The organism is Thermus arciformis, from assembly GCF_900102145.1.
Taxonomy (GTDB): Bacteria; Deinococcota; Deinococci; order Deinococcales; family Thermaceae; genus Thermus; species Thermus arciformis.
The window spans coordinates 70,779-81,668 of record NZ_FNBC01000006.1 but is presented as its reverse complement, the minus strand read 5'-3'; the positions used below and the strand labels follow the sequence as shown (position 1 = coordinate 81,668).

Genomic DNA, 10,890 nt, shown 5'->3' with positions numbered 1-10,890 from the left:
CTGGGCCAGGAGGTGGAGGAGGGGGAGAAGGAGGGGGTAGAGGGCGTGGAGCCTGCGGTTGAAGCGGCTTGGGGAGGGGACGTGGGTGAAGAGGCCGAGGTCTTTGGCGAGGGCCAGGGCCTTGTTGTGCTTGCCGCCGAACTCTAGGGCGGCAAGGAGGGCGAGGGTGAGGATGGCGGAGGCGGGCGTTTTGGCTTGGGGGTCATCCTTGTAGCCCATGGCTTGCAGGGCGTCGTCTATAATGCAAAAGGCCGCTATGAGACGGGAAAGCATAGCGGCCACTATTTTTTCAGATCCAGGGGATAGGTAGCAACTTGGGTTACCACCCCTCCCGGGGAAGGTGTAGGGCGGGTTACCATGGTCCCATGGCCTCCTGGATGCGCCGGGAAGCCGAGGAAGCCCCCCTGGTGGTGGAGCGCCTCCTCCGGGAAAACGAGCCCGAGGTGCGAGGCCTCGCCGCCTTCCTGCGCCGCCATCCCCCCGCTTTGGTGCTCACCGCCGCCCGGGGGAGCGCTGGCCACGCGGCCCTCTTCGCCAAGTACCTCCTCGAGGCCCGCCTCCTCTGGCCCGTCCTCTCCCTGGCCCCTTCCGTCCTCACCCTCTACGGGGCGAGGCCCAAGCCTCCCTTCCCGAGCCTCTTCCTGGCCTTCAGCCAAAGCGGGGAAAGCCCCGACGTGGTGGAGGCGGTGCGGGCCTACCGCCGCCAAGGGGTCCTCACCGTGGCCTTCGTGAACCGGGAGGAAAGCCCCTTGGCCCAGGCGGCGGAGGTGGTCCTTCCCCTCCACGCCGGGGAGGAGCGGGCGGTGGCGGCCACCAAGAGCCTCCTCGCCATGATGGCGGCCACGGCCCAGCTCCTCGCCCACCTCCTGGAGGCTCCCCGCCTAAAGGAGGCCCTTCCCGCCCTGCCGGAGGCCTTGGCGAGGGCCTTGGGGGTGGAGGGGAGCCTGGAGTACCTGGTGGAGGCGGAGAACCTCTTCGCCCTGGGGCGGGGCTTCACCTACCCCGTGGCCCTCGAGGCCGCCCTCAAGCTCAAGGAGGTCGCGGGCCTCCACGCGGAAGGCTTCTCCGCCGCGGAGTTCTTGCACGGGCCCCAGGCCCTCCTGGAGCCGGGTTTCCCCGTGCTGGCCCTGGCGCAACGGGACGAGGCCCTTCAAGTCCTCCTCGCCACCCTGGAGGGCTTGAAGGCCAAGGGCGCCCACCTCCTGGTCCTTTCCCCGGAGCTCGAGGCCCTGGCCCTGGCGGACACCCCCTTGCGCCTCCCCACGGCCCTTTCCCCGGAGCTCACCCCCCTCCTCCTCGCCCAGGGCCTTTACCCCCTGGCCGAGGCCCTGGCCCGGGCCCGGGGCCTGGACCCCGACCGGCCCCGCCACCTCGCCAAGGTGACCCGCACCCGCTGAGGCCCTAGGCCGTGGGCTTGGGTGTCTGAAGTGCCCGCACCTTGATTTACATGGGACGCCGGGGGTAGGGCTCTGCGAAGGCTCTTTTGGGGCCCCCGCTCTGGCGCAAGCCAGAGCGGGGTACTTAGGAGGCCCCGGCTACGGTTTCTTTGGGGGCCCCCACCGCGGCGAAAGCCGCGGTGGGGTACCTAGAACACCTTCCCCCCCAGGGGCACCTCCCGCTCGGGGGCGAGGAGGACCACCCGCCCCGCCTCGTCCGGCACCCCCAGGACCAGCACCTCCGAGGGGAAGCCCCCGATGAGGCGGGTTCCCAGGTTCACCGCCGCCACCACCAGGCGGCCCTCGAGGTCCTCCGGGCGGTAGAGCTCGGTGATCTGGGCCGAGCTCGTCTTCACCCCCAGGGGACCGAAGTCTATCCAGAGCTTGTAGCTGGGTTTCCGGGCCTTCTCGTGGCGCTCGGCCCGAAGCACCCGGCCCACCCGTAGGTCCAAAAGCCCAAAGGCCTCCAAGGGCTCCATGCCCCCAGTGTGCGAAAAAGGCTAAGCCCCCGGCAAGGGGGCCCTTGGTGGGCCGTGCAGGACTTGAACCTGCAACCAACCGGTTATGAGCCGGCCGCTCTGACCGATTGAGCTAACGGCCCGCGCCGAAGGTTCATTGTAGCACAAGGGCTCCGCCTCCAAAGCGGTATACTCTCCTGGAGGAGGTGAACCATGACGGTCAACGAGAGCACCACCGATCGGGTGATCCGTTTCCTTCTGGCCCTGGTCCTCTTCTACTTCGCCTTCCAGTCGGCTTCCCCCTGGAACTGGATCCTGGGCATCGTGGCGGTGGTCCTGCTCTTCACCGCCATCACCGGCTTCTGCGCCCTTTACAAGGTCTTGGGCATCAGCACCAAGCGGTGAGCTTCCCCGTGGTCCCCGGGGAAGGGGTGCGGGTGGAGTTTTACAAGTTCCCCGGGGACAGCCTCCACTACTTCTGGGAAGCCCGGGTGGTGGAGGTGCGGCCCGAAGGGGTCCTCACCCTTCTTCCCCGGGGCGGGACCTTCCACCACGTGGCCAAGGGGCGCTCGGTGGTCCTGGACCACGACGCCTACGTGGCCTTCTTCCCGGGGGCCTGGTACTCGGGGGGGCCGGACGTGCGGGAGGGGAGGGTCCTGGAGTACTACTGGAACGTCCAGACCCCGGCGGAGTGGACGGGGGAGGCCTTCCGCCAGTACGACCTGGAGCTGGACGTGAGGTGCCGCGCGGACCACGCCTGCCAGGTCTTTGACCAGGAGGAGTTCGCCCTAAAGCGCGCCCTCTACCCGAAGGCCTGGGTGGAGGAGGCGGAAAAGGCGGTGGAGGCCATCTTCCGCCACATGCGGGAGAGGCGCTGGCCCGTGCTTCCCCCGGGAGAGCCCCTCCCCTGGATGGAGCGGCTTTAGGGCATGACCTGGGGAAGGGGGGAGGAGCGGCCCTCCGGGGCCCCCGGGCCCCAGGTCTTTAAGGGCACGAGGCGGCGGCCCTCCAGGGCCCAGCGCCCCTCCAGGACCACCTGGTAGAGGAGGCCCTTGAAGAAGCCGTGGAAGCTGTCCTCCCAGGTCTCCAGGTTCTGGGCCCGCAAGGGGTAGTTGTGCCAGGCGGGGCCCAGGTAGTAAAGCCAGGGGTCTTCCAGGGGGCGGGTGTCCTCCGGGGGGAGGGAGAGGAGGGCGTTGAAGTAGCCCCGAAGGCGGCTTGCGGCGAAGAGGAGGTTGAGGTAGGGGTCTTGCAGGGCCTCCCGGGCCTCGGCCTCCGTGCGGGGGAAGGGCCTTAGGGGGTCCCAGGCGCCGAAGCGGCGTAGGCGGGCCCCTTGTTTTAGGGCGTCCTCCCAGCTCATCTGGGCCAGGCCCAGGGTGCGGCTTAGGGGGGCTTGGCCCTGGGTCTTGGCCAGCTCCTCGGCCAGGGCGTCCGCCACCTCCCGAACCCCCCGGGAGAGGCCCAAGGCCTTGTCCCCCCCGTACTGCTCGTTGTCCACGATGGCGGCCAGCACCCCGGGGGGTAGGCCGAGGGCGTAGGCGGCGGCCCGGACCTCCCGGGCGTGGGGCAGGACGTGGTGGGGGGCGGTGGGGAGGCCTTCCAGGTTGACTGGGCCCTTCCGCACCGCCTGCCCGATGGCCAAGACCCAGCGGCGGGCCGCCCCAAGGGCCTCCTCGGGGCGCGCGAAGGCCGAGCGCTTCCCGGAAAGCTGGTTGCGAAGCTCCAGGCGCAGGAGGCGGTCGTAGGCCCGGGCGGCTTCCGCTCCTAGGAGGAGGTGAAGGCTCGCCTTGAGGCGGAGGTGCAGGGCCACCCAGGCCTCCCGTTCCTCCCTGGGGAGGGGCAAAAGGTCCCGAAGGCTTGGGGAAGGCCTTGGAGGGGGAGGCTCGGGCGAGGCCAAAAAGAGGAGGAGAAGGACGAGGAAAGCGGGCCAAGGGCCGAGGCGGAGGAGCGTTCGCCGCACGAGGGTTCGGGCGGAGCCCTTAAGCGTTCTTTTCCTCGGTCGGCGCAGGGGGCATCTCCACCGTGGCCTCGAGGGGATACCCCGCATAGGTGCGCCGCCCCCCCATGGTCCTTTCCAGCACCTCCCGCCACTCGGGGAGGTTCAGGAAGCGGTCGGCCTGGTTGCGGAGCTCGAGGTCCGCAAGCTCGTGAAGCCCCAAGAGGTAAAGCTCCTTTCCCAGGGCCCTCAGGCACTGGAAGGTGTGCACCAGGTCCCCGGAGCCGCTGGCCACGATGGCCCGGTCCCAGCGGGGAGCGGTGACGAGGAGGTCCGTGGCCATCATGGCCTCAAACCGGGCCTCCCCCCGCACCAGGCGGCTCCGCACCGTGTAGCCCATGAAGACCAGGGCGTCAATGAAGCGTTGCTGGCGCTCGTCCTCGGGGTCGGTGATGGGCACGTAGTAAAAGGCGTTGTAAAGCTGCTCCGGGGTGGCGAACTGGGTGATCACCCGCCGGTGGTCCACGTTCCACCCCAGGCGCTTGGCCGCTTGGTACATGTACGAACCATCAATGAAGAGGGCAACCCGCATATGCCCCCATCTTAGGGCAAGCCCAGGCCCCGGGGTAGCCCGGGCCTCAGGCGGGGGCTTTCTCCTCCGCCTTTTCCGAGGAGTGGCCGGGGTTCACCTTCAGGGCGGGGTTGGCGTAAGCGGCGGCGTGGTTGGCGGCGATGGCCGCCTCCCCGAACCCTAAGACGATGAGGGGAAGCTTCCCGGGGTAGGTGACGATGTCCCCGCAGGCGTAGACCCCGGGGATGCTGGTGGCCATGGTGGTGTCCACCTTGATCTTGTTCTTCTCCAGGGCAAGCCCCCAGTTGGCCAGGGGCCCAAGCTTGGTGAGGTAGCCCGCCAGGATGAGGACGGCGTCCACCTCCAGCTCCACCTCCTCCTGGGTCTGGTTCTGGAAAATCACCGCCTTCCGCACCCACGCGTCCCCTTCTATCCGCCGCACCTCGTAGGGGGTGAGGACCTTAAGGCGCCCCTCCTCGTGGGCCTTCAGGAGCTCCTTTACGCTCGCCTCGTGGGCCCGGAACTGGGGGCGGCGGTGGATGAGGGTGATCTCCCGGGCGGTGTCCAGGAGGTTCAAGGCCCAGTCCACGGCGCTATCCCCCCCGCCCACGATGAGGACCCGCTTCCCTTGGAACTCCGCCTTGCTCTTCACCGCGTAGTAGACGCCCTTCCCCTCAAACTCCTGCTCCCCTGGCGCCCCGATCCGCCTGGGCTCAAAGGCCCCCACCCCGGCGGCGACGATCACCGCTTTGGCGGTGAAGGTGTTCCCCAAAGAGGTGGTGACCTTGAAGAGGTCCCCTTCCTTCTCCAGGGTCTCGGCCCGCTCCCCCAGGTTGTAGATGGGGTTGAAGGGGGCCACCTGCTCCACCAGGCCCTTCACCAGGTCCTTGGCGTAGACCTTGGGGAAGCCCGCCACGTCGTAGATGTACTTTTCCGGATAAAGGGCCGATAGCTGCCCTCCGGGTTCGGGCAGGGGGTCTATGAAACGGAAGGAGAGGCCCCGCATGCCCACGTAAAACCCCGCGAAAAGCCCCACTGGCCCGGCGCCGATGACGATCACGTCCGTGTGCTCCATGGCCTCACCTCTTCCCGCATTCTAAAGGCCCCTTCCGGGCCTGAGGGAACAGCGCCTTTCCGAAGGGACGAACCTCACTCCACCCGCAGGACCACCTTCCCGAAGACCCGGCGCTCCTCCAGGAGGCGGTGGCCTTCAGCGGCCTCCTCCAGGGGGAGCACCTGGCCCAGCACGGGCTTGAGCTTCCCCGCCTCCACGAAGCGCAGGATGGGGAAGAGGCGGCTTTTGGAGGCCATGGTGGAGCCCAGGATGGAGAGCTGGCGGAAGAAGACGTGGGCGAAGGGCAAGGTGCCCTCATAGCCCGAGGAGGCCCCGGCGATGGCGATGCGGCCCCCGTTTGCCGTGGCCCGGATGACCCCTTCAAAGTAGAGGGCCCCGGTGTGGTCCACCACCTTGTCCGCCCCCTTGCCCCCCGTGAGGCGGCGCACCTCCTTGGGCCAGTCGGGGTGGGTGTAGTTCACCACCTCGTCGGCCCCGAGTTCCTTGGCCCGGCGGAGCTTTTCCTCCGAGCCCGCGGTGGCGATGACCCGCCCCCCGAAGAGCTTGGCGATCTGGATGGCGGCCACGCTCACCCCGCTTCCCGCCGCCATCACCAGCACGTCGTCCCCCGGGCGCACCCCGAGCTTGTCCACCACCATCTGCCAGGCGGTGAGGAAGGTGAGGGGGATGGCGGCGGCCTCCTCAAAGGAGAGGTTCTTGGGTTTGGGCAAGAGGTTCGCCTCGGGGACCACCAGGTACTCGGCGTAGGTGCCGAAGCGGTGCTCTCCCAGGATCTCGTACCGGGGGCAGAGGTTGTCCTCCCCGGCCAGGCACCGCTCGCAGCGGCCGCAGGAAAGCCCGGGGTTCACCACCACCTCGTCCCCGGGGGCGAAGGCGGTGACCCCGGGGCCCACGGCGTCCACCACCCCGCTCCCGTCCGCCCCCAGGATGTGGGGCAGGGGGAGCCTGGGGCTGGCCACCCCTTTCCGCACCCAGACGTCCAGGTGGTTGAGGGCCGCGGCCTTGACCCGGATGCGCACCTCCTTGGGGCCGGGTTCCGGGGTGGGCACCTCCGTGAGCCTGAGCACCTCGGGCCCCCCTCTGGCTTCCATCACCACGGCTTTCATGGCGCCTCCTTATGCCAGGGATTTTCCCACGGGGGGCCTTTGGGGTCAACTCCTTGACAACTTCCTGGGAGGGCGGGTACCCTTACCCGCGTAAGACCTCAGGAGGAGGCGAAGCGATGAAAAAAGCCCTGGCGCTTATCGGCATCCTGGCCCTGGTGGGGGCGGCCAGCGCCCAGACCTTCGTCTGGCCGCAGAAGTGGACCGTGGCCAAGCCCCAGGAGGCGAAGCGGGGGGGCACCCTTAGGGCGGCGGTGATCTCCGACTACCGCACCTTCAACCCCTTCCTCACCGCCGAGGCGAGCAACGTGCCTGTCCTCATCTCGGGCGATCGCGGCCTGGTGACCCGCGACCCCACCACTGGGGACTGGATCCCCTACATGGCGGAGTCCTGGACCATAAGCCCCAACAAGCTGGAGATCACCTTCAAGATCCGCAAGGGTATGAAGTGGTCGGACGGCCGCCCCATCACCGCCGACGACTGGATCACCACCTGGCGGATCCACACCGATAAGGCGGTGGGCTCCAACAGCTACGACTCCTTCTTCATTGACGGCAAGCCCATCGTTCTCAAGAAGCTTGACGACTACACCATTCGGTTCATCTACCCCAAGACGGACGCCGAGGCCTTCGCCGTCGCCAGCTTTGAGCCCTGGCCCGCCCACGTCTTCGGCCCCGTCTACCAGAGGGAGGGGGCGGAGGGCATCAAGAAGATGTGGACCCTGAGCGAGAAGCCGGAGAACATCGTCTCCGGCGGGCCCTGGCTCATTGAGAGCTACCGCCCCGGGGAGCGCCTGGTCCTGAAGCGCAACCCCGCCTTCGGGGAATGGAACAAGGACGAGGCGGGGAACCCCCTCCCCTACCTGGACCGCTACGAGATCAAGATCGTCAAGGACACCAACGCCCAGCTCGCCGAGTTCCTGGCGGGGAACATTGACTTCATGGCCCCCTCCACCGTGGACCACATCTCCCAGATCCGCCAGGCCATCCAGCAGGGCCGCCTGGACGCCACCATCAAGGTGAACGCCTCGCCGGTGGCCAGCAGCCAGTTCATGGTTTTCAACTGGAACAAGGCCTCGGACCCCTTCAAGCAGAGCCTCTTCCGCTCCGACAAGTTCCGCCGGGCGATGAGCCACATCGTCAACCGCCAGGCGGTGATTGACATCGTCTACGGGGGCCTGGGCACGCCCATGTACACCAGCGTTTACCCCGTCCTCACCCAGTGGATCAACCCCAAGGTGCCCAAGTACGAGTACAACCCCCAGCAGGCGGCGAAGCTTTTGGCCGAGCTTGGCTTCACCAAGAAGGACAAGGAGGGCTACCTGGTGGACGCCAAGGGCCGGCGGATTGAGTTCAACCTGGCCACCAACGCCGGCAACGCCCAGCGGGAGCAGATCGCCAAGCTCATCGTGGACGAGGCCAAGAAGGTGGGGGTGAAGGTCAACTTCCAGGCCATTGACTTCAACACCCTGGTGGGCCAGCTCCTCTCCTCCGGCCCCGACCGGCCCTTTGACGCCATCATCATCGGGCTTTCTGGCGGTGGCCTGGACTGGCCCTTCGGCTCCAACGTGGTGCCCTGCAAGGGGAACCTGCACATGTGGAACAAGTCCGGCCAGTGCCTGGACCCCCGGGAGACCCAGCTGGACGCCCTCTACTCCCGCGGCCGCACGGAGCTGGACTTCAAGAAGCGGGTGGAGATCGGCTACCGCATGCAGGAGATTGAGGCGGAGCTCCTTCCCGTCATCTACATCGCCGGGCCCAACTACCACCCCGCCTGGAACAACCGCTTAGGCGGCGAGCACCCCGACGCCATCATCAGCTCCATCTGGGGCCAGCGGGAAGTGGAGCTCACCTTCATCAAGAAGTAGTCCCTGCTGAGGGTCCCCGGGGCCCACGGCCCCGGGGCCTCTTTGGGAAGCCATGACCGCCTACATCCTCAGACGCATCCTTTACCTCATCCCCACCTTCTTCGGGGCCACCTTCCTCGCCTTCCTCATCATCCAGATGGCTCCCGGGGACTACCTGACCCAGCTGGAGCTGGACCCCAAGGTCACCCCGGAGACCATCGCCCGCTTGCGCGCCCAGTTCGGCCTGGACCGGCCCATCTACGAGCAGTACCTCCTTTGGATGAACAACCTCCTCCACCTCAACCTGGGCTACTCCTTCGCCTTCCAGGCGCCCGTTTTGGAGGTCATCTGGCCCCGGGTGGTGAACTCCATGGTCATCGTGATCCCCTCCACACTTCTCCTCTACCTGGTGGCCATCCCCATCGGAGTTTACGGGGCGGTGAGGCAGTACTCCTTGGGGGACCGCATCCTCTCCTTCCTGGCCTACGTGGGCCTTTCCGTGCCGAGCTTTTTTCTGGCCCTCATCGCCATTTATATCCTCCTCCAGATCAAGTTCAAGACGGGCACCCTTCCCTTCCCGGTCTCCGGCATGACCAGCACCGGCTTTGAGCAGCTGCCCCCCCTTAGGCAGCTTCTGGACATCGCCTGGCACGCGGTGGTGCCCATCCTGGTGGCCACGGCCAACGACATCGCCGGGCTTTCCCGCCTCATGCGGGGCCAGATGCTGGAGGTCTTGGGGCAGGACTACATCCGCACCGCCCGGGCCAAGGGCCTGGCCGAGCGGGTGGTCCTCTACAAGCACGCCTTCCGCAACGCCGTGATCCCCTTCGTGGCCACCCTGGGCGGGCTCCTTCCCAGCCTCATCTCCGGGGCGGGGTTCGTGGAGGTGGTCATGGCCTGGCCGGGCATCACCCCCTTTTTCCTGGACGCCATCGCCAACCAGGACCTCTACGTCATCGCCGGCTTCCTCACCGTGAGCCTGGTCCTCTTGATGATCGGCAACCTGATCTCCGACCTGCTTCTTGCCTGGGTGGACCCCAGGATCCGCTACGAGTAGGGGGGAGCCTGTGGCGCAAGCGACCTCTTTGCGCACCAACCCGGTTCTGCAGCGCTTCCGCAAGCACCGCCTGGCGGTCTGGGGCGGACGCATCCTCTTGGTGCTCTACCTGATGGCGGCCTTCGCCGGGTTTTTTAGCCCTTACGACCCCAACTACTACGAGCTCTACCCGCCCAAGGGCAACCACCCCCCCACCCGCATCCACTTCGTGGACCCGGAGACGAAAAGGCTTTCCCGCCCCTTCGTCTACGCCACCAAGCGGAGCATTGACCCGGTGTCCTTGCAGCCCCGCTACGAGGAGGACCCGAGCCAGGGCAAGTTCTACGTCCGCTTCTTCGTGCGCACCCCGGAACACCCCTACACCGTCTTCAAGGTCTTCCGCTCGGACCTCCGCCTCTTCGGGGTGGACCCTCCGGGGAGGATCTTCCTGATGGGCACCGACAACTTTGGCCGCGACCTCTTTAGCCGCATCGTTTACGGCGGCCAGGTGTCTCTCACCATCGGCATCCTCTCGGCCCTGGTCTCCTTCGCCCTGGGGCTTCTTCTGGGCGGGATCGCGGGCTACTTTTCGGGCCGCCCCTTCCATCTCTCCCTGCCCCCTTCCAGGTGGCGGGGCCTGGGCCTGGTCCTCGGCCCCTTAAGCTTTCTCCTTTGGCTTGGGTTGGCCGCCGCAGCCCTCTTCTTGGCCCTCTCCTTCGCCCGCTTAAGCCCGGGCAAGGACCCCTTCTCCTTGGGGATAGACGCCTTGGTGGTCCTCCTGGGGGCCCTGGCGGCGGGGGCCATCCTCTATAGGCTCTTCCGGGAGCCCATCCGCCTGGACCCCGACGACCTCATCATGCGCACGGTGGAGATCATCGCCGCCATCCCCTCCCTCTTCCTCCTCATCTCCTTGCGGGCGGTCTTCCCCACGGACGTGGACCCCCTCCTCACCTTCTACCTGGTGGTGGGGCTTTTAGGCTTCATCGGCTGGGGGGGGCTTGCCCGGGTGGTGCGGGGGATCGTGCTTTCCGTGAGGGAGATGGACTACGTGCAGGCGGCCAGGGCCCTCGGGGCCTCGGACGGGCGCATCATCGCCCGCCACGTGCTTCCCGCCACGGCGAGCTACGTGATCGTGAGCCTTTCCCTCACCATCCCGGGCTTCATCCTGGGGGAAAGCGGCCTTTCCTTCCTGGGCCTGGGGGTGACGGAGCCCTACACCAGCTGGGGCCTCCTCCTGCAGGCGGCCCAGCAGGGGGGCTTCGCCTCCTTCACCGACCGCCCCTGGGTGCTTTGGCCGGGGTTTTTCATCTTCCTCTCGGTGCTTTCCTGGAACTTCCTGGGGGATGGCCTGAGGGACGCCTTGGACCCCAGGCGGAGGACTTAGCCCCTTCTCTTTTAGCGGGGTATGGCGTATAACGGGTGAGGTGTCTT

General features: G+C 67.3%; 11 protein-coding genes, 1 tRNA gene and 1 pseudogene. 6 read left to right on the top strand and 7 right to left on the bottom strand.

Annotated elements, in window-relative coordinates; all coding sequences use genetic code 11:
- Positions 1 to 273: pseudogene (locus BLP62_RS03925) on the bottom strand (IS982 family transposase); the annotation flags it as partial.
- Positions 274 to 365: 92 nt separating this feature from the next.
- Between BLP62_RS03925 and BLP62_RS03920 the strand changes: the two are divergent.
- The gene (locus BLP62_RS03920) at positions 366 to 1,397 is read left to right on the top strand and encodes an SIS domain-containing protein (protein WP_093006056.1); all 1,032 of its coding nucleotides are present in this window, start codon (positions 366 to 368) and stop codon (positions 1,395 to 1,397) included.
- Between the two features lie 188 nt (positions 1,398 to 1,585).
- On the opposite strand, the gene BLP62_RS03915 is transcribed toward BLP62_RS03920, so the two are convergent.
- Positions 1,586 to 1,915 (bottom strand): tRNA-binding protein, encoded by a 330-nt coding sequence (locus BLP62_RS03915; protein WP_093006054.1) that lies wholly within the window; start codon positions 1,913 to 1,915, stop codon positions 1,586 to 1,588.
- A 45-nt stretch (positions 1,916 to 1,960) separates the two neighbouring features.
- A tRNA-Ile gene (locus tag BLP62_RS03910) sits at positions 1,961 to 2,037 on the bottom strand.
- A gap of 70 nt (positions 2,038 to 2,107) precedes the next feature.
- Between BLP62_RS03910 and BLP62_RS03905 the strand changes: the two genes are divergently transcribed.
- Positions 2,108 to 2,299: a YgaP family membrane protein gene (locus tag BLP62_RS03905; RefSeq protein WP_093006052.1), complete on the top strand. Its 192-nt coding sequence runs from the start codon at positions 2,108 to 2,110 to the stop codon at positions 2,297 to 2,299.
- Positions 2,296 to 2,820, top strand: a complete 525-nt coding sequence (locus BLP62_RS03900) for a DUF402 domain-containing protein (protein WP_093006050.1) — start codon at positions 2,296 to 2,298, stop codon at positions 2,818 to 2,820. Before BLP62_RS03905 ends, BLP62_RS03900 begins: the two co-directional genes overlap by 4 nt.
- Here the strand turns inward: BLP62_RS03900 and BLP62_RS03895 are convergent.
- From BLP62_RS03895 to BLP62_RS03880, 4 genes are all read right to left on the bottom strand, one after another.
- Entirely contained in the window at positions 2,817 to 3,851 is a 1,035-nt protein-coding gene (locus tag BLP62_RS03895; protein ID WP_093006048.1) for a hypothetical protein, read from the bottom strand. The genes BLP62_RS03900 and BLP62_RS03895 overlap by 4 nt on opposite strands.
- Before the next feature lie 19 nt (positions 3,852 to 3,870).
- A complete protein-coding gene (locus BLP62_RS03890; protein WP_093006046.1) occupies positions 3,871 to 4,419 on the bottom strand; it encodes a LabA-like NYN domain-containing protein in 549 nt (182 codons plus the stop codon).
- Positions 4,420 to 4,465: 46 nt separating this feature from the next.
- On the bottom strand, positions 4,466 to 5,473 hold the full coding sequence (locus BLP62_RS03885; protein WP_093006044.1) for an NAD(P)/FAD-dependent oxidoreductase: 1,008 nt from the start codon (positions 5,471 to 5,473) through the stop codon (positions 4,466 to 4,468).
- A gap of 74 nt (positions 5,474 to 5,547) precedes the next feature.
- Positions 5,548 to 6,579: a zinc-binding dehydrogenase gene (locus BLP62_RS03880; RefSeq protein WP_093006042.1), complete on the bottom strand. Its 1,032-nt coding sequence runs from the start codon at positions 6,577 to 6,579 to the stop codon at positions 5,548 to 5,550.
- 116 nt (positions 6,580 to 6,695) lie between these two features.
- On the opposite strand from BLP62_RS03880, the gene BLP62_RS03875 reads away from it, so the two are divergent.
- Genes BLP62_RS03875 through BLP62_RS03865 form a run of 3 tightly spaced genes read left to right on the top strand, consistent with a single transcriptional unit; the run spans position 6,696 to position 10,843 of the window.
- Positions 6,696 to 8,444: an ABC transporter substrate-binding protein gene (locus BLP62_RS03875; protein ID WP_093006040.1), complete on the top strand. Its 1,749-nt coding sequence runs from the start codon at positions 6,696 to 6,698 to the stop codon at positions 8,442 to 8,444.
- A gap of 52 nt (positions 8,445 to 8,496) precedes the next feature.
- Complete coding sequence (locus BLP62_RS03870; protein ID WP_093006038.1) at positions 8,497 to 9,480, top strand: ABC transporter permease; 984 nt, start codon at positions 8,497 to 8,499, stop codon at positions 9,478 to 9,480.
- A gap of 10 nt (positions 9,481 to 9,490) precedes the next feature.
- On the top strand, positions 9,491 to 10,843 hold the full coding sequence (locus BLP62_RS03865) for an ABC transporter permease (protein ID WP_093006036.1): 1,353 nt from the start codon (positions 9,491 to 9,493) through the stop codon (positions 10,841 to 10,843).
- Positions 10,844 to 10,890 lie beyond the last annotated feature (47 nt).

Bases quoted from the DNA above. Each gene is read 5' to 3' on its own strand.
- BLP62_RS03880 (WP_093006042.1), bottom strand. From the start codon at position 6,579: ATGAAAGCCGTGGTGATGGAAGCCAGAGGGGGGCCCGAGGTGCTCAGG.
- BLP62_RS03875 (WP_093006040.1), top strand. From the start codon at position 6,696: ATGAAAAAAGCCCTGGCGCTTATCGGCATCCTGGCCCTGGTGGGGGCG.
- BLP62_RS03920 (WP_093006056.1), top strand. From the start codon at position 366: ATGGCCTCCTGGATGCGCCGGGAAGCCGAGGAAGCCCCCCTGGTGGTG.
- BLP62_RS03885 (WP_093006044.1), bottom strand. From the start codon at position 5,473: ATGGAGCACACGGACGTGATCGTCATCGGCGCCGGGCCAGTGGGGCTT.
- BLP62_RS03915 (WP_093006054.1), bottom strand. From the start codon at position 1,915: ATGGAGCCCTTGGAGGCCTTTGGGCTTTTGGACCTACGGGTGGGCCGG.
- BLP62_RS03870 (WP_093006038.1), top strand. From the start codon at position 8,497: ATGACCGCCTACATCCTCAGACGCATCCTTTACCTCATCCCCACCTTC.
- BLP62_RS03905 (WP_093006052.1), top strand. From the start codon at position 2,108: ATGACGGTCAACGAGAGCACCACCGATCGGGTGATCCGTTTCCTTCTG.
- BLP62_RS03890 (WP_093006046.1), bottom strand. From the start codon at position 4,419: ATGCGGGTTGCCCTCTTCATTGATGGTTCGTACATGTACCAAGCGGCC.